The sequence below is a fragment of the Streptomyces sp. NPDC021356 genome (genome assembly GCF_040641015.1).
In the GTDB taxonomy this organism is placed as follows: Bacteria; Actinomycetota; Actinomycetes; order Streptomycetales; family Streptomycetaceae; genus Streptomyces.
Window position 1 is genome coordinate 223,899 of sequence record NZ_JBFACU010000006.1, and the last position, 24,009, is coordinate 247,907.

At 70.4% G+C, this 24,009-nt stretch carries 21 protein-coding genes and 1 riboswitch; of the genes, 12 read left to right on the forward strand and 9 right to left on the reverse strand.

The window, feature by feature from the left end; genetic code table 11:
- Positions 1 to 8: 8 nt before the first annotated feature.
- A complete protein-coding gene (locus tag AB0G56_RS10345; protein ID WP_360966587.1) occupies positions 9 to 1,190 on the reverse strand; it encodes a cystathionine gamma-lyase in 1,182 nt (393 codons plus the stop codon).
- A gap of 172 nt (positions 1,191 to 1,362) precedes the next feature.
- Positions 1,363 to 1,740: a phage holin family protein gene (locus tag AB0G56_RS10350; protein WP_360966590.1), complete on the reverse strand. Its 378-nt coding sequence runs from the start codon at positions 1,738 to 1,740 to the stop codon at positions 1,363 to 1,365.
- 47 nt (positions 1,741 to 1,787) lie between these two features.
- Here AB0G56_RS10350 and AB0G56_RS10355 point away from each other — a divergent pair, with 47 nt between their 5' ends.
- The 4 genes from AB0G56_RS10355 (at position 1,788) to AB0G56_RS10370 (ending at position 4,140) form a co-directional block, all read left to right on the forward strand.
- On the forward strand, positions 1,788 to 2,105 hold the full coding sequence (locus tag AB0G56_RS10355; protein ID WP_360966592.1) for a cupin domain-containing protein: 318 nt from the start codon (positions 1,788 to 1,790) through the stop codon (positions 2,103 to 2,105).
- Positions 2,106 to 2,295: 190 nt separating this feature from the next.
- Positions 2,296 to 2,508, forward strand: a complete 213-nt coding sequence (locus AB0G56_RS10360; protein ID WP_360966594.1) for a DUF5326 family protein — start codon at positions 2,296 to 2,298, stop codon at positions 2,506 to 2,508.
- Positions 2,509 to 2,809: 301 nt separating this feature from the next.
- The gene (locus tag AB0G56_RS10365) at positions 2,810 to 3,604 is read left to right on the forward strand and encodes a helix-turn-helix domain-containing protein (RefSeq protein WP_360966843.1); all 795 of its coding nucleotides are present in this window, start codon (positions 2,810 to 2,812) and stop codon (positions 3,602 to 3,604) included.
- Between the two features lie 98 nt (positions 3,605 to 3,702).
- Complete coding sequence (locus AB0G56_RS10370; protein ID WP_360966597.1) at positions 3,703 to 4,140, forward strand: SsgA family sporulation/cell division regulator; 438 nt, start codon at positions 3,703 to 3,705, stop codon at positions 4,138 to 4,140.
- Positions 4,141 to 4,305: 165 nt separating this feature from the next.
- On the opposite strand, the gene AB0G56_RS10375 is transcribed toward AB0G56_RS10370, so the two are convergent.
- On the reverse strand, positions 4,306 to 5,715 hold the full coding sequence (locus AB0G56_RS10375; protein ID WP_360966599.1) for a YibE/F family protein: 1,410 nt from the start codon (positions 5,713 to 5,715) through the stop codon (positions 4,306 to 4,308).
- Between the two features lie 71 nt (positions 5,716 to 5,786).
- A riboswitch (TPP riboswitch) is annotated at positions 5,787 to 5,964 on the forward strand.
- Between AB0G56_RS10375 and thiC the strand changes: the two genes are divergently transcribed.
- Positions 5,957 to 7,762, forward strand: coding sequence for a phosphomethylpyrimidine synthase ThiC (gene thiC, locus AB0G56_RS10380; RefSeq protein WP_360966602.1), 1,806 nt, complete (start codon positions 5,957 to 5,959; stop codon positions 7,760 to 7,762). It overlaps the preceding riboswitch by 8 nt.
- Positions 7,763 to 7,776: 14 nt before the next feature.
- On the opposite strand, the gene AB0G56_RS10385 is transcribed toward thiC, so the two are convergent.
- From AB0G56_RS10385 to AB0G56_RS10395, 3 genes are all read right to left on the reverse strand, one after another.
- Entirely contained in the window at positions 7,777 to 8,628 is an 852-nt protein-coding gene (locus AB0G56_RS10385) for a hypothetical protein (RefSeq protein ID WP_360966605.1), read from the reverse strand.
- A gap of 182 nt (positions 8,629 to 8,810) precedes the next feature.
- Complete coding sequence (locus AB0G56_RS10390) at positions 8,811 to 9,908, reverse strand: metallophosphoesterase (protein WP_360966608.1); 1,098 nt, start codon at positions 9,906 to 9,908, stop codon at positions 8,811 to 8,813.
- A 198-nt stretch (positions 9,909 to 10,106) separates the two neighbouring features.
- Positions 10,107 to 11,219, reverse strand: a complete 1,113-nt coding sequence (locus AB0G56_RS10395; protein WP_360966610.1) for a LacI family DNA-binding transcriptional regulator — start codon at positions 11,217 to 11,219, stop codon at positions 10,107 to 10,109.
- A gap of 419 nt (positions 11,220 to 11,638) precedes the next feature.
- Here AB0G56_RS10395 and hisC point away from each other — a divergent pair, with 419 nt between their 5' ends.
- The gene (gene hisC / locus AB0G56_RS10400; RefSeq protein ID WP_360966613.1) at positions 11,639 to 12,718 is read left to right on the forward strand and encodes a histidinol-phosphate transaminase; all 1,080 of its coding nucleotides are present in this window, start codon (positions 11,639 to 11,641) and stop codon (positions 12,716 to 12,718) included.
- A 141-nt stretch (positions 12,719 to 12,859) separates the two neighbouring features.
- Here the strand turns inward: hisC and AB0G56_RS10405 are convergent, their stop codons facing one another.
- Positions 12,860 to 13,234, reverse strand: a complete 375-nt coding sequence (locus tag AB0G56_RS10405; protein WP_360966616.1) for a cyclophilin-like fold protein — start codon at positions 13,232 to 13,234, stop codon at positions 12,860 to 12,862.
- A 212-nt stretch (positions 13,235 to 13,446) separates the two neighbouring features.
- Here AB0G56_RS10405 and AB0G56_RS10410 point away from each other — a divergent pair, with 212 nt between their 5' ends.
- The 3 genes from AB0G56_RS10410 to cydD are packed head-to-tail and all read left to right on the forward strand — an operon-like array spanning position 13,447 to position 19,541.
- Positions 13,447 to 14,955 (forward strand): cytochrome ubiquinol oxidase subunit I, encoded by a 1,509-nt coding sequence (locus AB0G56_RS10410; RefSeq protein WP_360966619.1) that lies wholly within the window; start codon positions 13,447 to 13,449, stop codon positions 14,953 to 14,955.
- Positions 14,956 to 14,973: 18 nt separating this feature from the next.
- The gene (cydB, locus tag AB0G56_RS10415; RefSeq protein ID WP_360966622.1) at positions 14,974 to 15,978 is read left to right on the forward strand and encodes a cytochrome d ubiquinol oxidase subunit II; all 1,005 of its coding nucleotides are present in this window, start codon (positions 14,974 to 14,976) and stop codon (positions 15,976 to 15,978) included.
- A 50-nt stretch (positions 15,979 to 16,028) separates the two neighbouring features.
- A complete protein-coding gene (gene cydD / locus AB0G56_RS10420; protein ID WP_360966625.1) occupies positions 16,029 to 19,541 on the forward strand; it encodes a thiol reductant ABC exporter subunit CydD in 3,513 nt (1,170 codons plus the stop codon).
- A gap of 359 nt (positions 19,542 to 19,900) precedes the next feature.
- On the opposite strand, the gene AB0G56_RS10425 is transcribed toward cydD, so the two are convergent.
- Together AB0G56_RS10425 and AB0G56_RS10430 are read right to left on the reverse strand one after the other, a co-directional pair.
- Positions 19,901 to 20,827, reverse strand: a complete 927-nt coding sequence (locus AB0G56_RS10425; protein WP_360966628.1) for an HAD hydrolase family protein — start codon at positions 20,825 to 20,827, stop codon at positions 19,901 to 19,903.
- A gap of 70 nt (positions 20,828 to 20,897) precedes the next feature.
- The gene (locus tag AB0G56_RS10430; RefSeq protein WP_360966631.1) at positions 20,898 to 21,791 is read right to left on the reverse strand and encodes an LLM class flavin-dependent oxidoreductase; all 894 of its coding nucleotides are present in this window, start codon (positions 21,789 to 21,791) and stop codon (positions 20,898 to 20,900) included.
- A gap of 105 nt (positions 21,792 to 21,896) precedes the next feature.
- On the opposite strand from AB0G56_RS10430, the gene AB0G56_RS10435 reads away from it, so the two are divergent.
- From AB0G56_RS10435 to AB0G56_RS10445, 3 genes are read left to right on the forward strand one after another with little or no spacing between them, the layout of a single operon-like run.
- A complete protein-coding gene (locus AB0G56_RS10435) occupies positions 21,897 to 22,208 on the forward strand; it encodes a calcium-binding protein (RefSeq protein ID WP_360966634.1) in 312 nt (103 codons plus the stop codon).
- 52 nt (positions 22,209 to 22,260) lie between these two features.
- On the forward strand, positions 22,261 to 23,571 hold the full coding sequence (locus AB0G56_RS10440) for a hypothetical protein (protein WP_360966861.1): 1,311 nt from the start codon (positions 22,261 to 22,263) through the stop codon (positions 23,569 to 23,571).
- Positions 23,568 to 23,969, forward strand: a complete 402-nt coding sequence (locus tag AB0G56_RS10445) for a DNA-binding protein (RefSeq protein ID WP_360966637.1) — start codon at positions 23,568 to 23,570, stop codon at positions 23,967 to 23,969. Before AB0G56_RS10440 ends, AB0G56_RS10445 begins: the two co-directional genes overlap by 4 nt.
- Positions 23,970 to 24,009 lie beyond the last annotated feature (40 nt).

The following is a 24,009-nucleotide window of genomic DNA, read 5'->3' on the forward strand; positions in this document are numbered from 1 at the left end:
TACGTCCGTCAGTGTGCGGACTCGTCCAGTGCGCGCAGCACGTCCGCCACCAGGTCAGCCGGGTCCTCCGCGCCGACGGACAGCCGGATGAAGCCCTCCGGGACAGCGTCGCCGCCCCAGCGCCCACGCCGCTCGGCGGTGGAGCGCACACCGCCGAAACTGGTCGCGTCGTCCACGAGCCGCAGTGCGTCCAGGAAGCGCTCGGCACGCGCGCGCGTGGGCAGGGTGAAGGAGACCACGCAGCCGTAGCGCCGCATCTGCCGTGAGGCGATCTCGTGGGAGGGGTCGTCGGGCAGTCCGGGGTAGCGCAGGCCCGTCACCTCGGGGCGTCCGCGCAGCGCCTCGGCGACGGCCAGCGCCGAGGTGTTCTGCCGGGCGACCCGCAGCTGCAGCGTGGCGATCGAACGGTGGGCGAGCCAGGCCTCCATGGGACCCGGAATGGCTCCGACGATCTTGCGCCAGCGCCGCACGGCTGCCATGGTCTGCGCATCGCGGCCGGTGACGTAGCCCAGCAGGATGTCGCCGTGCCCGGTGAGCTGTTTGGTGCCGCTGGCCACGGAGAAGTCGGCGCCCAGCTCCAGCGGCCGCTGCCCCAGGGGTGTCGCCAGGGTGTTGTCGACGGCGACCAGGGCGCCACGCGCGCGTGCCGCCTCGGCCAGTCGCCGGATGTCGCAGACGTCGAGCCCGGGGTTCGAGGGGGACTCGATCCACAGCAGCCGTGCGCCGTCCAACAGGTCGAGCTGGGCGTCCCCGCCGGTCGGCGCGGTCCGCACCTCGATGCCGAACGTCTCCAGCTGGGCGCGGACCAGCGGCAGGGCCTGGTAGCCGTCGTCGGGCAGGACCACCGCGTCCCCCGTGTGCAGCTGGGAGAAGAGCACCGAGGAGACGGCCGCCATGCCGGAGGCGAACACGAGCGTTTCGGCGCCCACCGCTCCGGGCGCCTCCAGCTCGCCGATGGCGCTCTCCAGCAGGGTCCAGGTCGGATTCTCGTCCCGGCCGTAGGTGTACGGGCCCGTGGGGTCGCCGGGGAGGTGGAAGTGGGCGGCGAACACGGGCCCGGGCAGGGTCGGTTCGTGCTTGACCGGCTCGGGGAGCCCGGCCCGGACGGCTCGCGTGCCGTCACCGGCACCGGCGGGTGCGCGGGTGGCCCTCGGCGCGCCCTCTCTGCCGTTCGCAGCGGAATCGTTCATGCCGCCTGTCCCTTCACGTGTTCTCGTGCGGTGACGAGCAGCCGTGGCCCGCCGCTTCCACCCTCTCAGGACACAGCCGCCGCACCCGTGGCGCACCCTCGGTGGCGGGGGCGACGGGTGCGACGGCGGTGATGGAAGGGGTGCCGCGTCGGCCGACGGGCGGGCGCCGTCTTCAGTCCTCGTCCGGCAGGACCATGTGCAGCGCCCAGGAGACCACCGAGATGATCAGGCCGCCGACCACCGCGGTCCAGAAGCCGTCCACGTGGAAGCTGAGGTCGACCTTGCCGCACACCCAGGAGGTCAGCAGCAGCATCAGGGCGTTGACGACGAGGGTGATCAGGCCCAGGGTCAGGATGAACAACGGGAAGGTCAGCACCTTCACCACCGGCTTGACGAGGAAGTTCACCAGACCGAACACCAGTGCGACACCGATGAGGGTGCCGACCTCCTTGGCCGTGTTGTCCCCGGTCAGGGTGATCTTGTCGAGCAGCCAGACGGCGACCGCCAGGGCGCCCGCGTTGGCGATCGTCTTGACTACGAAATTCTTCATGTGTCTGATCGTGGCAGACGAGGTCCACGACGAACACGGGCGAGGCGATGAAGGCATTCCGGCTGGACGAACTGGAGGCGGAGCGGGCCGCCAACGACGGCGCCTACCTCCAGTTCCTGCGGGAACGGAACATGTCGGTGGGGCTGTACGCGCTGGACGCGGGCGAGCACGATCCGCAGAACCCGCACCGGCAGGACGAGGTCTACTTCGTCGTGAGCGGTCGTGCCTCCATCACCGTCGGCCTGGAGACGACGGAAGTGGCGCGCGGCAGCGTGGTGTACGTACCGGCCGGGGTCGCCCACAAGTTCCACCACATCAGCGAGGATCTGCGGGTCCTCGTGGTGTTCTCTCCGCCAGAAGCGTGAGGAGCCGTCTCAGGGTTCCCTAAGGGAAGGGTCAGGGGACGACAAGGGATGCGAAAGGCCCGCTCGGGCCCCCGGCGGCCCTAGCATCGAAACCAGGACGTACGCAGGACGTACGACGGGTCCGGCACCACGAGGCGCCGGCCATCCGGAGAAACCGGCGCAGGGCCGGCGGAGAGGTAAGGACGGGGCAATGCGAGAGGTCTTCACGAGTCTGCCGTGGTGGGTGAAGTGGATCGCGGTGCCGGTCATCGCCCTGGTCGTCTTCGGCAGCCTCATAGCGACGGTCGTCGGTTTCGTGATCGGTCTGCTCTTCAAGCTGCTGATCTTCGTCGCGCTGGTCGGCGGTCTGATCTACATCGTGCGGAAGTTCATGGCGGGTTCGTCGTCGCGCGGCGACTGGTGAGCCTTCCGGGACACCGGTGAACCGGGACGGGGAGCAGCGGTTCCCTCGGGGGAGGGAAGTTTTCCGGACAGTCCGCCTGGGAGTGGTGACAGGCCGATAAGGTCCGGGAATCGACGCGGGGGCCGGCCCCCGCGGGCAGCGTTCCCCCACCCGTGTCCCCAGCACGGGCTGCCCCCTCGCGCTACGGGAGTGACCCTTGGCCACGGTTGACACCGCCCCCGCAGGACCGCACGCGCCCCCGGCCCCGCGGGCACCGTCCGGTTCCACGGGACTCCCCGCCCAGCCGCGTTCCGCGCCGCGGGTGGAGCACCCCCACGTCGGCGTTCCGGAGCAGCCGCCCGCGTCGGCGGCGCAGACCCTCATCGGATCCGTGCAGCGCGCGATGCGCCTGCTGGAGACCGTCGCGGGGCACGAGCACGGCGCCCCCGCCAAGCAGCTCGCCCGCGAGACCGGCATCGCCCTCCCCACCGCTTACCACCTGCTGCGGACGCTGGTCCACGAGGGCTACCTCCACCGCGATCGGGGCCTGTTCTTCCTCGGCGAGGCGGCCGAACGGCTGAGCAGCAGCGGAGCGGCGCAGAAACGTCGCAGCACGGTCGTCGACTCGCTCGCACAATGGCGCGATCTGATCGGTGTGCCGGTCTACTACGCGATGTACCGGGACGGCGAGATCGAGGTCGTGTGTGTCTCCGACACCCCGGGCAATCCGGCTGTCCAGGAGTGGGCCGACTTCCGGGAGACCGGACACGCGCACGCGATCGGCCAGTGCCTGCTCTCCCAGCTGGACGAGAACGCCCGCCGCGACCATCTGGCCCGCTACCCGGTGCGGTCCATCACTCCCTACACGGTCCGTGACGACCACACCATGTTGCGACGTCTGGAGCGGATGCCGCGGATGCAGCCGGTGACGGAACGTCAGGAGTACGCGCTGGGGACGGTCTGCGCGGCCGTTCCGATCACCGTGGGCACCATGGCCGCGACGATGGCGCTCTCACTCCCCGCTCATCAGGCCGACCGGCTGCTGCCCGCGGCGCGCCAGTTGCAGTGCGAGGTGGGGCGGCGTGTCGGGTCTCTCGCGCTGGCTATCAGTATCTGAAAACTCACTCCTTGTGATCTGCCATATACGTTCAGCAAGATGCCACCAGTGTTATGGGGATCATTCCCGGCCAGTCGACGGCAGATGACGGGGTAGTGATGCGCGAGTCCGTACAGGCAGAGGTCATGATGAGCTTTCTCGTGTCCGAGGAGCTCTCCTTCCGCATTCCGGTGGAGTTGCGGTACGAGACCTGTGATCCCTATGCCGTACGGCTGACCTTCCATCTGCCCGGTGACGCCCCCGTCACCTGGGCGTTCGGGCGGGAGCTGCTGGTGGACGGAGTGGGCAGGCCGTGCGGGGACGGCGACGTGCGTATCGCGCCTGCCGAGTCCGACTCGCTTGCGGAGGTCCTGATCCGTCTTCAGGTCGGCGTCGACCGGGCCCTCTTCCGCTCCTCCACGGCGCCCCTGGTGGCGTTCCTCGACCGCACGGACAAACTGGTGCCGCTGGGCCAGGAAGGTGCTCTGGCCGACTTCGACGCGCATCTCGACGAGGCCCTGGACCGGATCCTGGCGGAAGAGCAGAGCGCGGGCTGAAGCGTTTCTGCAAGCGGGCGCGTGCCATGGAGTAACGCTTCACCGCCCGGCACGAGACACGACGCCGGCCCGATCCGAGGCCTGAGGGGCGGCCCGAGGCCTGAGGCCCGGCCCGAGGAGCAGGCCGGGCCAGCCCTCAGTCCCTTCACCGTCCCCGGTGAGGCCTCATTGCTTGCGTCGTCTGCCCCGGCCACCGCGCGCGGGAGCGGGGAGCCCGGCCGCCGCCCGGTTCCGCACCGCCTCCGGGCGGTCGGCCGAGACGACGAGGGCAGCCAGGGCCGTGGTGACCGGCACCGAGGCGACCAGGCCGATCGAGCCCACGAGGGTGCGCACGATCTCCTCGGAGACGAGTTCACTGGTGGCGACGGTCCCCACGCTGCTCTGCGCGATGGAGAAGAGCAGCAGCAGCGGCAGCGCCGCGCCCGCGTACGCGAGGACCAGGGTGTTGACGACGGACGCGATGTGGTCGCGCCCGATGCGGATGCCGGCGCGGTACAGCCCGCGCCAGCCCATGGACGGGTTGGCCTCGTGCAGCTCCCAGATCGCCGACGTCTGGGTCACCGTCACGTCGTCGAGGACGCCGAGCGAGCCGATGATCACACCGGCGAGGAGCAGACCGCTCATGTCGATCGCCGGATAAAGACCGTGGATCAGGCCGGTGTCGTCGTCGGTGTTGCCCGTGAGCGCGGCCCAGCCGATGAACAGCGAACCCAGGACGCCGATCAGCACCAGGGAGATCAGCGTGCCGAGCACCGCCACCGAGGTCCGGGCGGACAGGCCGTGGCACATGTACAGCGCGATCAGCATGATCGCGCTCGACCCGACCACGGCCACGACCAGCGGGTTCGACCCTTGCAGGATCGCGGGAAGGATGAACAGGTCCAGCACCAGGAAGCTGATGGCCAGCGCGACCAGCGCCATGACGCCCCGCAGTCGCCCGACGACCACGACGGCGAGTGCGAAGATCCCGGCCAGCAGCGCCATGGGCAAACCCCGGTTCACGTCCGTGACCGAGTACTGCAGTTCCCGCGGCGCCGCGGGCTCGTAGGCGACCACGACCTTCTCGCCCCGGTGCAACTGCCGCGACTGGTCCGGCTGCACGATCTCGGTGAAGGTGCGCCCCTCGTCCTGGCCGGTGTCGACGCGGACCGTGGCCTTCTTGCAGGTCCCGGACGCCTGCGCCTGGGCAGAGGCGCCCTCGGCGGTGGAGGTGTCCCCGGTGGGTGTGTCACCGGAGGCGTTCACCGCCTTGCAGCTCACCGACACCACCACGGTGACCGTGGCCTGCTGCGTCTGTCGGTCGAATCCCACGCCGGTGCGCTCGTGCGCGGCGGCGCCGCCCGGCCAGAGCGCGACGAGGCCGACCACGACCGCGGCGGCGAAGGGAATCAGGATCGCGGCGATGACCTTGCGGAGGTGCTGGGAGACCGGGGCGGCGGGGCCGTGCCCGTGCCCGTGACCGTGCCCGTGCCCCTGGCCGTGGGGACTGCCTTGCCCGGACGCATGTCCCTGCCCGGCCCCGGCGTCGGGGCGCGGTTCCGGCGGCGGCTGGGGGAACTGCTGTGTCGTGGTCACCGCCAGATCATCGCAAGAAGGGCAGGGGCCCACTGTTCACCGCGCCCCATATGACGCTAGCGTGGAGGCACCTTTGCACACGCGGGAGCTCGGAGCACCGGGCTGAGAGGGCGCTGACCTTCGTCTTCGCGATGTTTCACGTGGAACGAGAGACGTTCCCCGGGAACCGCCGCCGGACGGAAGCCGCTGCGTCGACCGCCGAACCTGTTACCGGGTAATGCCGGCGTAGGGAGTAGGTCTCATGACCAACAAGGACGCACGCACGCCTGCCTCCGCGCAGTTGTCCAGCGACGGGGGGCAGTCCGCTTCCCGCGAGGAGGCCGGGGTGTCCATCGGCTGGCACAAGGCGTATGTCGAGGGCTCACGCCCCGATCTGCGGGTGCCGGTCCGTCAGGTGCACCTCACCAACGGGCAGTCAGTCACGCTCTACGACACTTCGGGCCCGTACACCGATCCGCTCGTCGACACCGATGTCCGCCGTGGCCTGTCGCCGCTGCGGGAGAACTGGATCACTGCCCGCGGCGACACCGAGGAGTACGCGGGTCGGCCGGTCCGTCCCGAGGACGACGGGATCAAGCACACCGCACCGCGCGGGGGCCTGCGCAACCTCGACGCGGTGTTCCCGGGCCGGCCGCGCCAGCCGCGGCGAGGCCGTGACGGCCAGGCCGTGACGCAACTGGCTTACGCCCGCCGGGGGGAGATCACACCGGAGATGGAGTTCGTGGCCGTCCGGGAGAACGTTTCGCCCGAGGTCGTCCGCGAGGAGATCGCGGCAGGCCGCGCGGTGCTCCCGGCCAACGTGAACCACCCGGAGATCGAACCGATGATCATCGGCAAGCGGTTCCTGGTGAAGGTCAACGCCAACATCGGCAACTCCGCGGTGACTTCCTCGATCGAGGAGGAGGTCGAGAAGATGACGTGGGCGACCCGCTGGGGTGCCGACACCGTCATGGACCTCTCCACCGGCCGCAACATCCACACCACGCGTGAATGGGTACTGCGCAACTCCCCCGTGCCCATCGGGACGGTGCCGCTCTACCAGGCTCTGGAAAAGGTCGACGGCAGGGCCGAGGAACTGACCTGGGAAGTCTACAAGGACACGGTCATCGAACAGGCCGAACAGGGCGTGGACTACATGACCGTCCACGCCGGCGTACGCCTCGCGTACGTGCCGCTGACCGCCAACCGCAAGACCGGCATCGTCTCGCGCGGCGGCTCGATCATGGCCGCCTGGTGCCTCGCGCACCACAAGGAGTCGTTCCTCTACGAGAACTTCGAGGAACTCTGCGAGATCCTCGCCGCCTACGACGTCACGTACTCCCTCGGTGACGGCCTCAGGCCGGGCTCGATCGCGGACGCCAACGACGAGGCGCAGTTCGCTGAGTTGCGCACGCTCGGGGAACTCAACACGGTCGCCAAGCGTTTCCACGTACAGACGATGATCGAGGGCCCGGGCCACGTCCCGATGCACAAGATCAAGGAGAACATCGACCTTCAGCAGGAGATCTGTGATGAAGCTCCGTTCTATACGCTCGGACCGCTGACGACGGACGTCGCTCCGGCGTACGACCACATCACCTCCGGTATCGGTGCCGCCATGATCGCCTGGTGGGGCACGGCGATGCTCTGTTACGTCACGCCCAAGGAGCACCTGGGCCTGCCCAACCGCGACGACGTGAAGACAGGGGTCATCACCTACAAGATCGCCGCGCACGCGGCCGACCTCGCCAAGGGACATCCGGGCGCCCAGGAGTGGGACGACGCGCTATCCGACGCCCGTTTCGAGTTCCGGTGGGAGGACCAGTTCAACCTGGCCCTCGACCCGGACACGGCACGGGAGTTCCACGACGAGACCCTCCCGGCGGAGCCCGCCAAGACGGCCCACTTCTGCTCGATGTGCGGGCCGAAGTTCTGTTCGATGAAGATCTCTCAGGACATCCGCCGCGAGCACGGCACCAGCCGGACCGAGGTCGAGGAGGGCATGGCCCAGAAGTCCAAGGAGTTCGCCGCCGCGGGCAACCGGGTGTACCTGCCGCTCGCTGAGTGAGGCCGCGGCCGCTGTCACTCCGGCTGGTGTTCCGGTCCTCCGAAGTCCGGGCTGGTGAAGTCGGGGCTGGAGTAGCTGGGACGCGGGCCCGGGACGCCGTCGCCCGGGCTGCTGAAGCCGGGACGGCCGTAGCCGAGGTGCGGCATGCGGCCGCTCGGTGCCGACGGGTCCGTCCGGTACGGCGTGACGGACCCGGAGGCCGCGAGGGCCTCGCGCAGGAACGGCAGGATGCCCCGTTCGAGCAGGGCCTCCTGCCAGGCGGCGCGGGCCTGGACGAGTTCCTCGTGCGGCGCGGTGCCCGGTGACGGGCGGTTGCGCAGCGCGGTGAGCAGCAGGGCCGCCCCGGCCGCCAGGATGGCGGCAGCGGTCACGGCGCCGAACACCCAGCCGACGGTGACCAGGCTCTGGGCGAAGGCCGGTGCAGGGTCGAGCATCTTCAGTATGTAGCCGACGAGGAGGAAGAGAGCGGCGGCGACGCCCGCGAGGACGGGGGCGAGGACCGCGACGACGGCGGCGGCGCCCGCACCGCTGGGCTCGACGGCCTCGCCGACGGTGGCCGCGATTCCTGCCGCGGCCCCTGCGGACTCCGCGGTGTCACTCTCGCGGACGGACGCGGGGACGGCCGGTGCGGGGCGACGCAGGTCCTCGCGGACCTTCACGTAGTGGTGGTACTCGGTGGCCGCGGCGGCGGTGATCAGGGCCGTGGCGTCGAGTGCCATGGTGCGCAGTTGTTCGGTGTTGAGCCGCTGTCCGGCGGTGCCCGGTTCAAGGTGGTGCGGGGCGGAGCGCAGCGCCTCGTCGAGGAGCCGCTCGTATTCCTGGCGGTCCTCGATCAGCAGGTGCTGCGGAACGCTGTTCATGTGCATCCCCCGATGCTCCGTAGGGCTTGGGGCTCGCATGACAGCGAGCCGTCGGGCAGAAACGGAGGGGAGCCTGCTACGGATAGACCGATGGTAGAGCCGTGACGGCGCGCGGTGACAGGGGGTTTCCACAAATTGCGCGCCGAGCCGTGGTCCGGCCCGCTGTCACGGGCCTGCTCGTCGAACGCTCAGATGTCCAGGGGAAGTTGCTGGACCAGCAGCTTCCCGGCCATGGTCACGCCGCCGTCCATGGCGATGGCAAGTCCGTCGGCGTAGACGTGCGGTCCTTCCACGAGCGGGCCTGTGGGCTCGTCGCCGTCCTCGGAGCCGACCTCGCCCAGCAGATAGGGAATGGGGCTGTGGCCGTGAACGATGCGGGTGCCGCCGTACGTATCGAGCAGGGAGCGCACGGCGTCGGCGCCGCCCTCGTCGCGGAAGGAGAAGCGCTTGGTGAACTTGCGGAACAGGTCCCAGCACTCGTCGGCGTCGTTGCGGGTGAGGGTCTCGCGGACGGTGTCGTTGACCGCTTCGATCGAGTCGCCGTAGTCGAGGTAGGAGGTGGTGTCGGAGTGCACGAGCAGATAGCCGTCGACCTCCTCGACCGCGTCGAGGCGGGCCATCCACTGCAGGTGGTGGTCCTGGAGGCGGTCCATGTCGGACTTCTGGCCGCCGTTGAGCAGCCAGGCGGCCTGGAAGGTGGCGGTGCCCGCACCGGAGTTGACGGGGGTGTCGCCGAACCGCTTGGCACCGAGCAGGAGGAGTTCGTGGTTGCCCATGAGGGCCTTGCAGTAGCCGCCGGCCGCCGCCGCCTCGGCGGACAGCCGCATCACCAGGTCGATGACGCCGATGCCGTCCGGGCCGCGGTCGGTGAAGTCGCCGAGGAACCACAGCCGCGCGGTGCCCGCGCACCACTGGCCCGCGGCGTCGATGAGGCCTTGCTCCTGGAGAGCGGCGACCAGTTGGTCGACGTAGCCGTGCACGTCGCCGACGACGTACAGCGGACCGGGCCCGGCGGGAGGCTGCGCGGCCTGTGCGGGGGCGGAGTCCACCGCCACCTGGACCGCGTCCCCGCGCTGGAGGACGGGCAGGTCCCGTTGGGTGGGCGTGTACGCGTCCGGGTAGCCCTCCTCGACCGCGGGAGGGCCATCTTCCAGGGGTGGCGCGGTATCGGCGGGGGGCACGCTGGGAGCGTACGGAGCGGTCTCGTTCATGTACGCGGGCACGCGGAAATCGCGCAGTGGCGCCGTCCGCTCCACCTCGGGTCCCTGACCGGCCCCCTGAGTCATCGACCCCTCCACCATCGCGCCGCATCTGCACCGCTTCGGACTGCCTGGTCGCAGCGGCCCGCGGTGTCGTGCGCCCATCATAGGAATGCGGATCGCGTCGTGTGATGACCCAGGGGTGGTGAATCGGAGCAGGACTCAGGTTCACCGCGGCTTTCGCCCCGATTGGGCAGTCTTCGGCGGTCCCGCGACGAGCTGCCCTTACTGCTCCTCCGGCGTTCTGGGCGGGCTGACGGTCGTGCGCGGCGGGCGCCGCTGCGAGGAGGTGCGCACGATCAACTCGGTCGGTATCACCTGCTCGACCGGGTGGTCCGAATCGACTCCCTCGATGGCGTCGATGAGGAGCTGGACCACGGCGGTGCCGATGCGGCGTGGCTTGAGGGAGAGCGTGGTGATAGGCGGCTCGGTGTTGGCGTAGACCGTGGACTCGCTGCAGCACACCAGCAGCAGGTCCTCGGGGACCCGCAGGCCGTAGCGGCGGGCGGCGGCGAGCAGGTCCGTGCCATTGGGGTCGAACAGTCCGTAGACGGCGTCGGGCCGGTCGGGGCGGGCCAGCAGCCGGTCGGCGGCGACGGCGCCCGCGCACGGGTCGTGGGCGGGGTAGGCCTCGTAGACGGGATCCTGGCCGACGCGCTCGCACCAGCGCAGGTAGGCGGTCGTGGACAGGTGGGTGTACGTGTCGGTCGTGGTGCCGGTGAGCAGGCCGATGCGGCGGGCGCCGGCCTCGGCGAGGTGATCGAGGATGTCCAGGACGGCCGCCTCGTGGTCGTTGTCGACCCAGGCGGTGACCGGGAGGGAACCGGCGGGGCGGCCGTCGCTGACCACCGGTAAGCCCTGCCGGACCAGCTCGCTGACGACCGGGTCCTGGTCGGAGGGGTCGATGACGACCGTGCCGTCCAGGGCGACGTTCGACCACACGTCGTGGCGCGAGGTCGCCGGGAGGATGACGAGCGCGTAGCCGCGGGCGAGCGCGGCGGAGGTGGCGGCGCGCGCCATCTCCGCGAAGTACGCGAACTCGGTGAAGGTGAAAGGTTCATCCCCGTACGTCGTCACGGTCAGGCCGATGAGGCCCGACTTGCCGGTACGGAGCGTGCGTGCTGCGGCCGAGGGTCGGTACCCCAGCCGGTCGGCGACCTCACGGACGTGGCGGCGGGTGGCGTCCGGGAGCCGCCCCTTGCCGTTGAGGGCGTCGGAGACGGTTGTGATGGAGACTCCGGCGGCGGCGGCGACGTCTCTGATGCCTGCCCGGCCCGGCCGACTGCCTCGACGAGAGGTTTCCGCGCGGCTCACCTGGTGCTTCCCTGCTGCTGTCATGGCGAGCCGATAGTAGGGCTCATGCGGTGGGGTAGTGCGGACGCATATGCACGCATTGACAGGCACGTTTCTGCATGGCTGAAGCCCATCAACTGCCGATGAAACCAAGGCTGTTCATCGATTTCATGCCAGGACGTGAAGCAGTGACACCCGTAGGCCTGCCGAGCCCTGGAGGTCTCGAAGAGGTCTCAACTCACCTGCACGAGCGATGCGCGCCACGGCGCGAGCCACCGGCGCGTAGATATATGTGAGACGCGCCCCTCGTTCGTACATATTCGTACATGGATGCCCCCGATGCCGCGCGACCGGTGCCGTGGGAAGCCGGCGGGAGTGATGGCTTCCGACCCATTCGCAGGGACGCCCAATCCTCATAAGGTATGGAGTATTGGAAGTCGGCGGTGGTCATGAGGAGGACAGCGGTGAGCGAGACGAACCCGAAACTGCGCGCCGAGCTGGAAGGCATCCCCACCTACAAGCCCGGCAAGCCCGCCGCGTCCGGCGGCCCGGTGGCGTACAAGCTGTCCTCCAACGAGAATCCGTATCCGCCCCTGCCGGGTGTCATGGAGACGGTGACGGCGGCCGCCTGCTCCTTCAACCGGTACCCGGACATGGCCTGCACCGACCTGATCAACGAGCTGGCCGAGCGGTTCGGGGTGCCCGCCTCGCACGTGGCGACCGGCACCGGCTCCGTCGGCGTCGCCCAGCAGCTGATCCAGTCCACCAGCGGGCCCGGTGACGAGGTCATGTACGCCTGGCGGTCCTTCGAGGCGTACCCGATCATCACGCAGATCAGCGGGGCGACCTCGGTGAAGGTGCCGCTCACGCCGGGTGATGTGCACGACCTGGACGCGATGGCGGACGCGATCACCGACCGCACCCGCCTGATCTTCGTCTGCAATCCGAACAACCCGACCGGCACGGTGGTGCGCCGGGCCGAGCTGGAACGGTTCCTCGACCGGGTGCCCGGTGATGTGCTGGTGGTGCTGGACGAGGCCTACCGAGAGTTCATCCGCGACGCCGAGGTGCCCGACGGCGCGGTCCTGTACCGCGAGCGGCCCAACGTCTGTGTGCTGCGCACCTTCTCCAAGGCCTACGGGCTCGCCGGGCTGCGGGTGGGCTTCGCCATCGCTCACGAGCCGGTCGCGGCGGCGCTGCGCAAGACGGCGGTGCCGTTCGGCGTGAGCCAGCTGGCGCAGGAGGCGGCGATCGCCTCCCTGCGTGCCGAGGACGAGCTGCTGGGCCGGGTCGGCTCGCTGGTGTGCGAGCGCACGCGCGTGGTCGACGCGCTGCGCACGCAGGGCTGGAACGTCCCCGAGACGCAGGCCAATTTCGTGTGGCTGCGGCTGGGGGAGCGCACCGGCGCCTTCGCCGAGGCCTGTGAGCGGGCGGGCGTGGTCGTCCGGCCGTTCCCGGGCGAGGGGGTGCGGGTGACCGTCGCCGAGAGCGAGGCGAACGACATCTTCCTCAAGACGGCGGAGGCCTTCCACCAGGGGGCGTGACGTCCCCGATCAGGCATGCCCTCCACCCGGAGAGGTGATCTCCGCAGGGTGGTGTGTGCGTTCCTCCTGTTGTCCAGGGTTCCTTCGGGGCCTGCCCGGCGGCGCGCGGTTCCTCCGCGGTCCGCTCCGCCGGGCGGGCCCTCAGCCGTTCACCGGCTCGACGCGCACGGGGTCGCCGTCGCGGACCGTCGCGAGCCGGCGGGGATCGCCCTCGATCCGGCCCAGGACGTTGCACGGGCTCGCGAGGCGGCATTCGTCGCCCCGCGAGATCGGCGTGGGCCCGTAGGGGAGGGCCAGTGCGTCCCCGTCGGTCCAGAAGGCGACCGTTCCGGGCTCGACGACCTGCCGGGCGCCGGTTTCACGTGGAACACGGACACCGGTGTCGAAGTAGACCTCCTCGCCCCAGGTGCGGGCGGTGGAGACCAGCGGCAGTTCCTTCGCGAGCGCCCAGGTGGTCGGGGTGTCGTCGAGGTGGGCGGTGAGGTGGCCGGAGGGCCAGGAGATCCGTATCTGCATGGCGTGCAATTCAACAAGTTGTTGAAGTTCTTGCCAAGGAGTCGACACGAGGGCGAAGGGGGGACCCCCGGTTCCACCCTGAAAATCGGTACGTCATAATTGCTTGTGAATGTGAACGCGTTCACAAGCGCGTCCGATTACTGCCGTGTTGCGTAGGACACACCGGGGCAAACGGCCGCCGCGTGACTCGGCGACGTAAGGAGAGTGACGACGTGAACCTGGCTTTGGCGCCGGAGACACTGGCGCGCTGGCAGTTCGGCATCACGACCGTCTACCACTTCCTGTTCGTTCCCCTGACGATCTCCCTGGCCGCCCTGACGGCCGGCCTGCAGACCGCCTGGGTGCGCACGGAGAAGGAGAAGTACCTCAGGGCGACCAAGTTCTGGGGCAAGCTCTTCCTGATCAACATCGCCATGGGTGTCGTCACCGGCATCGTGCAGGAGTTCCAGTTCGGCATGAACTGGTCGGACTACTCCCGCTTCGTCGGTGACATCTTCGGCGCCCCGCTCGCCTTCGAGGCACTGATCGCGTTCTTCTTCGAGTCCACCTTCATCGGCCTGTGGATATTCGGCTGGGACAAGCTGCCCAAGAAGATCCACCTGGCCTGCATCTGGATGGTCTCGCTCGGCACGATCCTGTCGGCGTACTTCATCCTCGCGGCCAACTCGTGGATGCAGCACCCCGTCGGCTACCGGATCAACAAGGCCAAGGGGCGTGCCGAACTCACCGACTTCTGGGCCGTCCTGACCCAGAACACCGCACTCACCCAGGCCTTCCACACGCTCTCCGCCGCCTTCCTCACCGGAGGCGCCTTCATGGTCGGCATCGCCGCCTACCACCTCGCCCGCAAGAAGCACGTCGGTGCGATGAAGACCTCCCTGCGGCTCGGCCTGATCACGGTGGTGATCGCCGGCATGCTCACCGCGATCAGCGGCGACACCCTCGGCAAGGTCATGTTCAAGCAGCAGCCGATGAAGATGGCCGCCGCCGAGGCCCTGTGGGACGGACAGAAGCCCGCCCCCTTCTCGATCTTCGCCTACGGCAACGTCGAGAAGGGCCACAACTCGGTCGCCATCGAGATCCCCGGCCTGCTGTCCTTCCTCGCCGACGACAGCTTCAGCTCCTACGTCCCCGGTATCAACGACGTCAACAAGGCCGAGCAGCAGAAGTTCGGGCCCGGCGACTACCGGCCCAACATCCCTGTCACCTTCTGGGGCTTCCGCTGGATGATCGGGTTCGGCATGGCCTCCTTCGCCATCGGCCTGGCCGGACTCTGGCTCACCCGCAAGAAGTTCCTGCTGCCGCAGCATCTACGGGTCGGCGACGACGAGGTGCCGCACCTGGTGCTGCTGCGGAACAAGGCGCTCAGCCCGCAGCTGACCAAGTGGTACTGGCGCATCGCCGTCTGGACTCTGGCATTCCCCCTGATCGCCAACTCCTGGGGCTGGATCTTCACCGAGATGGGCCGCCAGCCATGGGTCGTCTACGGCGTGCTGCAGACCCGGCACGCCGTCTCCCCCGGCGTCTCCCAGGGCGAGGTCATCACCTCCATGGCCGTCTTCACGACGCTCTACGCCATCCTCGCCGTCGTCGAGGTGAAGCTGCTCGCCAAGTACGTCAAGGCGGGCCCGCCCGAGCTGACGGAGGCCGACCTCAACCCGCCCACGAAGATCGGCGGCGACCACCGGGACGCCGACAAGCCGATGGCCTTCTCCTACTAGGCCGAGGAAGGCACAGTCATGGAACTCCACGACGTCTGGTTCGTCCTGATCGCCGTCCTGTGGACCGGCTACTTCTTCCTGGAGGGCTTCGACTTCGGGGTCGGTGTCCTCACCAAGCTGCTCGCCCGCGACCGGCCCGAGAAGCGGGTGCTGATCAACACCATCGGCCCCGTCTGGGACGGCAACGAGGTGTGGCTGCTCTCCGCGGGCGGCGCGACCTTCGCAGCCTTCCCCGAGTGGTACGCCACGCTGTTCTCCGGCTTCTACCTGCCGTTGCTGGTCATCCTCGTCTGCCTCATCGTCCGCGGTGTCGCCTTCGAGTACCGGGCCAAGCGGCCGGAGGAGAACTGGCAGCGCAACTGGGAGACCGCGATCTTCTGGTGCTCGCTGATCCCCGCGTTCCTGTGGGGCGTGGCCTTCGGCAACATCGTGCGGGGCGTCAAGATCGACCGGAACCTCGAGTACGTCGGCAGCCTCGGTGACCTGCTCAACCCGTACGCGCTCCTCGGTGGCCTGGTCACCCTGACGCTGTTCACCTTCCACGGTGCGGTGTTCACGGCGCTGAAGACCGTCGGCGAGATCCGGGAACGGGCGCGCAGGACGGCTCTGCGCGTCGGTCTGGTGACCGCCGTGGTGGCCCTGGCCTTCCTCCTGTGGACACAGGCCGACACAGGCAACGGCCGCAGCCTGGTGGCCCTGGTCGTCGCGGTCGTCGCCCTGGTCGCCGCGCTGGTGGCCAACCAGGCTGGGCGGGAGGGCTGGTCCTTCGCCCTGTCCGGCGTCACCATCGTGGCCGCCGTGGCGATGCTCTTCCTGTCGCTGTTCCCGAACGTCATGCCGTCCACACTGGACGCGAACTGGAGCCTGACGGTCACCAACGCCTCGTCCAGCCCCTACACCCTGAAGATCATGACCTGGTGCGCGGGGATCGCCACGCCGATCGTCCTGCTCTACCAGGGGTGGACGTACTGGGTGTTCCGCAAGCGGATCGGCACCCAGCACATCGCCGAAGCCGCGCACTGAGTCCGGTGAGGGGGTGTTTCACGTGAAACACCCCCCTGGGACCGAAGGGCATGTTTCACGTGAAACCGATCGATCCGCGTCTTCTTCGCTACGCCCGGGCCACCCGGTTCTTCCTGATGGCCGTGATCGCCCTGGGCGCCCTGGGCGCGGGGCTCGTCATCGCGCAGGCCGTGCTCATCGCGGAGGTGGTGGTCGGCGCCTTCCAGCACCGCATGCCGGTCACCGAACTGCGCACGCCACTCCTGCTGCTGGTGGCCGTCGCCGTCGGCCGGGCGTTGGTCTCCTGGCTCACCGAACTGGCAGCGCACCGGGCGAGCGCCGCGGTGAAGTCCGAGCTGCGCGGGCGTCTGCTCGCCCGCGCGGCGGCGCTCGGTCCCGGCTGGCTGAGTGAGCAGCGGACCGGCTCGCTGGTCGCGCTGGCCACCCGCGGCGTCGACGCCCTGGACGACTACTTCTCACGCTATCTGCCGCAGCTGGGTCTCGCGGTGGTCGTCCCGGTGGCGGTGCTGGCCAGAATCGTCACCGAGGACTGGGTGTCCGCGGCCATCATCCTCGCCACCCTGCCCCTCATCCCCGTCTTCATGATGCTGATCGGCTGGGCCACGCAGTCCCGCATGGACCGCCAGTGGCGTCTGCTGTCCCGGCTGTCCGGGCACTTCCTGGACGTGGTGGCCGGCCTGCCGACCCTGAAGGTGTTCGGCCGCGCCAAGGCCCAGGCGGAGTCGATCAGGCGCATCACGGACGAGTACCGGCGGGCGACCCTGCGCACGCTGCGGATCGCCTTCCTGTCCTCCTTCGCGCTGGAGCTCCTGTCCACGCTGTCGGTGGCCCTGGTCGCCGTGACGATCGGCATGCGGCTCGTCAGCGGCGGCATGGACCTGTACACCGGTCTGGTCGTCCTCGTCCTCGCGCCCGAGGCCTATCTGCCGCTGCGGCAGGTGGGCGCGCAGTACCACGCGGCGGCCGAGGGGCTGGCGGCAGCGGAGGAGATCTTCGAGGTGCTGCAGACACCGGTGCCGCGGTCCGGCACGGCGGCTGTTCCCGCCGGGGCCCTCGCCTTCGAGGGCGTGAGCGTCCGCTACCGGGGCCGGTCGGCGGACGCCGTGACCGACGTGTCCTTCGCCGTGGAGCCGGGAGAGACCGTCGCGCTCGTCGGTCCGAGCGGCGCGGGCAAGTCGACGCTGCTGAACGTCCTGCTGGGATTCGTCCGCCCCACCGCGGGCCGGGTACGCGTCGCGGGAACCGACCTCCACGACATCGGCCCGGAGCAGTGGCGCTCACGCATCGCCTGGGTTCCGCAGCGGCCTCACCTGTATGCCGGGACGATCGCGGAGAACGTCCGCCTGGCCCGGCCCGACGCGGACGACGCGACGGTCCGTGCCGCGCTGGCCGACGCCGGAGCACTGGACTTCGTCGACGCGCTGCCGGACGGGCCGCTGACCGTGCTCGGCGAGGACGGCGCGGGCCTGTCCGCGGGGCAGCGGCAGCGGCTCGCGCTCGCCCGGGCCTTCCTCGCCGACCGGCCTGTCCTGCTGCTCGACGAGCCGACGGCGGCGCTGGACGGGGCGACCGAGGCCGAGATCGTGGAGGCGGTGCGCCGGCTGTCCGCCGGCCGCACGGTGCTGCTCGTGGTGCACCGGCCCGCGCTGCTGGACGTCGCCGACCGGGTGGTGCGGCTGGAGGGCACCGAGTCGCGGGGGCGGACGAGCGGTGCGGGGGCGGCCGGGAACGCCCGGGACCGAGAGATCGATACGCGGCCGGTAAACGCCCTCGCGCTTCCGCGGGCGCCCGGCGGCGCGTCCGCGTCGGCGGTGGGTGACGTCCTCACCCGGGTCCGCTCGATGTCGGGCCGCCGACGCGGCCGCCTCGCCCTCGCCCTGCTGCTGGGCAGCCTCGCCCTCGGCAGTGCCGTCGGCCTGATGGCCACCTCCGGATGGCTCATCTCGCGGGCGTCCCGGCACCCTCCCGTGCTGTACCTGATGGTCGCCGTCACGGCGACCCGCGCCTTCGGCATCGGCCGGGCCGTCTTCCGGTACGCCGAACGGCTCGTGTCGCACGACGCGGTGCTGCGAATGCTGGCCGACACCCGGGTGGCCGTCTACCGGCGGCTGGAGCGGCTGGCACCCGCCGGGCTGCGCCGGGCCCGCCGAGGCGACCTGCTGACGCGGCTCGTCGCCGACGTCGACGCACTGCAGGACTACTGGCTGCGCTGGCTGCTGCCGGCCGGGGCCGCGGTGACCGTCTCCGCCGCGTCCGTCGCGTTCACTGCCTGGCTGCTGCCCGAGGCCGGGGCGGTACTCGCCGCGGGACTGCTGGTCGCCGGGGCCGGAGTTCCGCTGGTCACGGGTGCCGTGGCCCGGCGGGCGGAGCAGCGGCTCGCCCCGGCGCGCGGTGCCCTCGCGACCCGCGTGACCGACCTGCTCACCGGGACCGCCGAACTGACGGTCGCCGGTGCGCTGCCCGCGCGTACCGCCGAGACCCGGCGCGCCGACACCGTACTGACCCGGATCGCCTCGCGTGCCGCCACCGCGACCGCGCTCGGTGACGGGCTCACCGCCCTCGTCTCCGGGCTGACCGTGGCGGCCACCGCCCTCGTCGGCGCCCACGCCGTAGTCGGCGGACGGCTGGGCGGGGTGGCCATGGCCGTCGTCGTCCTCACCCCGCTGGCCGCCTTCGAGGCGGTCCTCGGCATGCCGCTCGCCGTGCAGTACCGGCAGCGGGTGCGGCGCAGCGCCGAGCGCGTGTACGAGGTCCTGGACGCGCCGGAGCCCGTGCGCGAGCCGGAGACACCGCGGCAGGCGCCCGCGTCTCCTTTCCCGCTCACCGTCCGCGGCCTCACCGCCCGCCACCCCGAACAGGGCAAGGACGCCCTCGCCGGGCTGGACCTCACTCTGGAGGAGGGCCGCAGGATCGCCGTGGTCGGACCGTCCGGGGCCGGCAAGACGACACTCGCGCAGGTCCTGCTCCGGTTCCTGGACCCGCGGGCGGGGGCCTACCGTCTCGGCGGCGTCGACGCCTGCGCGCTGGACGGCGACGACGTACGCCGGTTCGTCGGGCTCTGCGCTCAGGACGCGCACCTGTTCGACAGTTCGGTGCGGGAGAACCTGCTGCTGGCGAAGAAGGGCGCGAGCGAGTCCGAGCTGCGGGACGCGCTCGCCCGGGCCCGGCTGCTGGACTGGGCCGACAGCCTGCCCGACGGCCTCGACACACTCGTCGGGGAGCACGGGGCGCGGCTGTCCGGGGGCCAGCGGCAGCGGTTGGCACTGTCCAGGGCGCTGCTCGGGGACTTCCCCGTCCTGGTCCTCGACGAGCCGGCCGAGCACCTCGACCTGCCGACCGCCGACGCGCTCACGGCCGATCTGCTGGCCGCCACCGAGGGGCGTACGACGCTCCTCATCACGCACCGTCTGGCCGGACTGGAGGCCGTGGACGAGGTGATCGTGCTGGACGAGGGCCGCGTGGTCCAGCGAGGCCCGTACGCGGAGCTGGCGGCCCTGCCCGGCCCTCTGAGGCGGATGGCCGAGCGGGAGGCGGCGTCAGAGCTGCTGGTGGGGGCGCGGTAGGAGGCGGGACCGACCCGACCAGAGCCGCCGCGCCCGACCAGAGCCGCCGTGCCCGACCAGAGCCGCCGTGCCCGACCAGAGCCGCCGTGCCCGACCAGAGCCGCCGTGCCCGACCAGAGCCGCCGTGCCCGACCAGAGCCGCCGTGCCCGACCAGAGCCGCCGCGTCCGACCAGAACTGCTGCGCCCGACCACAGCCGACCACCCCACCGCGTCGATCGCTCCACCGCGTCGACCGCCCCGCCCCGCGCCGACCGGCCCAGCTCGGCCCGAATCGCCCCGCCGAGCCCGAACCCGAGCCGTCCACCCGTCGGGGTGGAGCACCGCCGCTCATCTGCCCGGCTGGCGGGCGGCAGTGCTGCTACCGCCGCTCCCCCAGGATGCGCTCGATCACGACCGCGACTCCGTCCTCGTTGTTGGCCGCGGTCCGCCCGGACGCCGCGGCGACGGCGTCCGGGTGTGCGTTGCCCATGGCGTAGGACTGGCCGGCCCAGGTGAGCATCTCGATGTCGTTCGGCATGTCGCCGAAGGCGACGACCTCCTCGTGCGAGATGCCGCGCTCGGCGCAGCACAGGGCGAGCGTGCTGGCCTTGGAGACGCCCGGGCCGCTGATCTCCAGCAGGGCGCTGGGGCTGGAGCGGGTGAGGGTGGCGCGGTCGCCGACGGCGAGCCGGGCCACGGTGAGGAAGGCGTCGGGGTCCAGCGTGGGGTGGGCGGCGAGGATCTTCAGGATCGGGTGTCCGGCGGCAGAGCCCCCGGGCGCCAGCAGGTCCTCGACGGGCGCCAGCGTGTCGGGGGCCTCCATGTGCAGCTTCGGGTAGTCCGGCTCCTGGTGGAAGCCGTACGTCTGCTCGACCGCGTACACCGTGCCGGGTGCCGCCTCGCGCACCAGCCGTACGGCGTCCAGGGCGTTCTCCCGGGCGAGGTCGCGCACCTTGACGAACCGGTGGGCGCCGGGGCCGCCGTGCAGGTCGACCACGGCCGCGCCATTGCCGCAGATCGCCAGGCCGTGACCGTGCACGTGGTCACTGACGACGCCCATCCAGCGGGCCGGGCGGCCGGTGACGAAGAAGACCTCGATGCCCGCTTCCTCGGCGGCGGCGAGGGCGGCGACCGTGCGGGGCGAGACCGACTTGTCGTCGTGCAGCAACGTTCCGTCAAGATCGGTGGCGATCAGCCGCGGGGGGACGACCGGGGCACCTCCCTGTGCGAGCGAGGTCGAGAGCTGGGTGGGGGCCGGGGGCTCGGGCTGTCGCGTCGCTGAGGTCACCGGGTCATTGTCCCGCATATGCCCGCACGACCGTGCGGGTCCGCGCACATCTGAGACGTCGCCTCGGTCACGTGAGACGACACCTCGGTCACGCCAGCTGGGCGGGTGCCTCCAGGGCGATCCGCTCGAAGACCTTCTCGTCCGCCGCGAAGTCCGAGTCGGGGATCGGCCAGTGGATCACGATCTCGGTGAATCCCAGCTCCTGGTGGCGGCCCGCGAAGTCGACGAAGGCATCCAGGGACTCCAGAGGGCGCCCGCGGTCGGGGGTGAACCCGGTGAGCAGGATCTTGTCGAGCGCGGAGACCGCGCGGCCGGTCGCCTCGCACGCCGCGCCCAGCTTCTCGACCTGACCGCGAAGGGCCTGGACGGACTGCTCCGGCGTGCCGTTCTCGAACAGCCTGGGGTCGCCCGTGGTCACCCACGCCTGCCCGTACCGCGCCGCGAGCCGCAGCCCACGCGGGCCGGTGGCGGCCACGGCGAACGGCAGCCGGGGCCGTTGCACGCACCCGGGGATGTTGCGTGCCTCGTGCGCCGAGTAGAAGTCACCCTCGTACGACACCGAGTCCTCGGTGAGCAGCCGGTCCAGCAGCGGTACGAACTCGGCCAGGCGGTCGGCCCGCTCCCGTGGCGGCCAGGGCTCCTGACCGAGTGCGGTGGCGTCGAAGCCGGTGCCGCCCGCACCGATGCCCAGCGTGAGCCGGCCGCCGGAGATGTCGTCGAGCGAGATCAGTTCCTTGGCGAGGGTGACCGGGTGCCGGAAGTTCGGCGAGGTCACCAGGGTGCCCAATCGCATACGCCGCGTCACCGTCGCTGCCGCCGTCAGCGTGGGGATCGCGCCGAACCACGGCCCGTCGCGGAAGCTTCGCCAGGAGAGATGGTCGTAGGCGTACGCGGCGTGGAAGCCGAGGTCTTCGGCCTGCCGCCAGATCTTCTGTCCTTCGGCCCATCGGTGGATGGGGAGAATCACCGTGCTCAGACGCATGGCCCCGACGATACGCGGGCTTCCCGCCGCCACCGATGTGCCAGCCGGCGGCGCAGGATCGGGTAACTGTGCCAGTGTCGCGGCGGGGGTCGCTACCGTGGCGTCGTGAGCACGTTGGGCAGGGTCGAGCTTGACGCCATGATCGAAGAGGCGACGGTGGACGCCTACGGCGAGGACGAGCAGCGGACCGGCTGGTTCACCATGCTCGAGGAGTATCTCGATGTGCCCTTCACCACCATGGTTCTCGGCGTCGAGGTGACGGTGCGCGGTGTCGACCTCATGTCCGACGGCACGATCGTCGCCCTGTGCTCTCGTGGCCGCGTCCGGCAGTCGATCGGCATCCTGGAGCTGCCTCTGCCCAGCCCGGTGCCCGAGGGGGCGCAGTGGATCGAGGCGTACCGCCACTGGGCCGGTTGAGGCCGGACACCTCTCACTTCACGCGGAACTGGTTCGTACGAAAGGGATGAACGTGCCTGAGGCCGTGCAGGGCGTGCGTCAGGATGCCGCCGAGCCGTCACCGACCGATCTCGTCGAGCGCAGTGCCGAGTTGAAGGGTGAGCTGGTCGCCTTCGCTCAGGACGCCCGTTTCGACCGCTGGTTGACGCCCCTCCTGCTGGAGGCGGCTGGGCCTGAGCGACTGCTGGACGAGGGTGAGATGATCAGGATCACCGACCACTTCATCCTGCGACACCGCCTGCCGGACGGCTCGACCGTAGTGGACCGGTTCGTCGCCGGACGGAAGGACCTGACCCCGTCGGACCGGGAGATGCTGCTCGGCTGGCGTGACCCGGTCGAGGGCATCTTCGAGGTCCGGCGGAAGGAAGGGGATGCCGTCGTCCTGCTCGACCTGATCAGCGACCTGGAGTACCGCACCTACTCGAATGTCGGGCGGGCGGCGTTCCGCCGAGTGTCCAAGGGGGGATTCCTCCACACCTGCCTGGTACCCGTTCAGTCGGCCGGCGGGGCGTGGCTGGTGTCCGGGGCGATGTCGTACTACCCCAGGTCCAGTGCCACCGACATCGCACAGGCGGCACTCGAACTGGCCACCAGCCAGCCCGAGCTGGTCTTCCGCAACCCTCAGAAGGTCGAGCAGGGGTGGCAGCGGATGAGGGAGGACCGGGCCGCGTTCGTCGAGTTCTTCGGCGGCGACGAGTTGGTTCTTCCGCCTGCCGAAGCCGAGGGCCTCCTCAATGCCTACTACCGCCACCGCCAGCAGGCCGCTGTCGCCGCACAGCCCGGCCGTGCCCGGCGTCGCCGGCTCCCTGGACTGGACCTGCCCTTCTTCGCGTTCCCGCGGGAACTTGCGGACGCGGGCACCATCGGCGTCATCCATGACCAGGTCGACGGGCTCAACTTCTACGCCGACTACGGGATGCTGCGGGACCTCTTCGCGGACCCCGCCCGCACGGGCCGCAGCCGGCACCAGGACCTGCTGCGCACGTACCTCCGCGAGGAGTCGATCACGCCACTGCCGATCCGCCGTCTGGCCGCCGCCCACCCGGAGACCGCCGACGCGGTGTTCCGAAAGCTCCTGCGGAAACCGGGATTCACCTGGAGCGAGCATGGCGACGCGCTGCTGCGTCGGCGTAAGCCCTGGTACTACGAGAGCGACCCGCGCCCGGGGGTGTCCGTGATCGGCGACCGTCTGTGCGAGCTGCTCGGTGAGGAGCTGCGCCGCTACGAGGAGGAACACGGCGCGTTCACCGACGAGGAGCTGGCCGCAGCCCAGGCCAGAATCTTCGGCACGGCCGAGCACGAGGAGTCGGCGAGCGCCGCGTGAACCACCGCGTCGAGACCGTCGTACTGGACTCCCAAGGGCTGTCCGCCTGGATCTCGCAGGACCGGGCCGTGCTCGCGATGATCCGGTCCTTCCATTCGATGGCTGCCGATCTTGTGGTCTGCTCCAACACCATCGTGGAAGTCGTGCACGCCCGGGTGAACACCGCCCGACTGAACTGGGTCCTCTCACAGGTCAAGGTCGAATCGGTCACCGAGCAGGCGGCCAGAGCCGCCGCCGCGCTGCTGAAGGAGACTGGCCGCGACGGCCACAAGTACGCGATCGATGCCACCGTCGCCGAGCTGGCGCTCCGCCAGCCGGGCCCGGTGGCCATGCTCACGTCGGACCTCGACGACATGGCCAAGCTGTGCGGTAGCCGCGTCCGACTCATCGCGCTCTGAGCCGCTTCGGCTGGCACCAAGCCGCCCGACGTACGTCTTC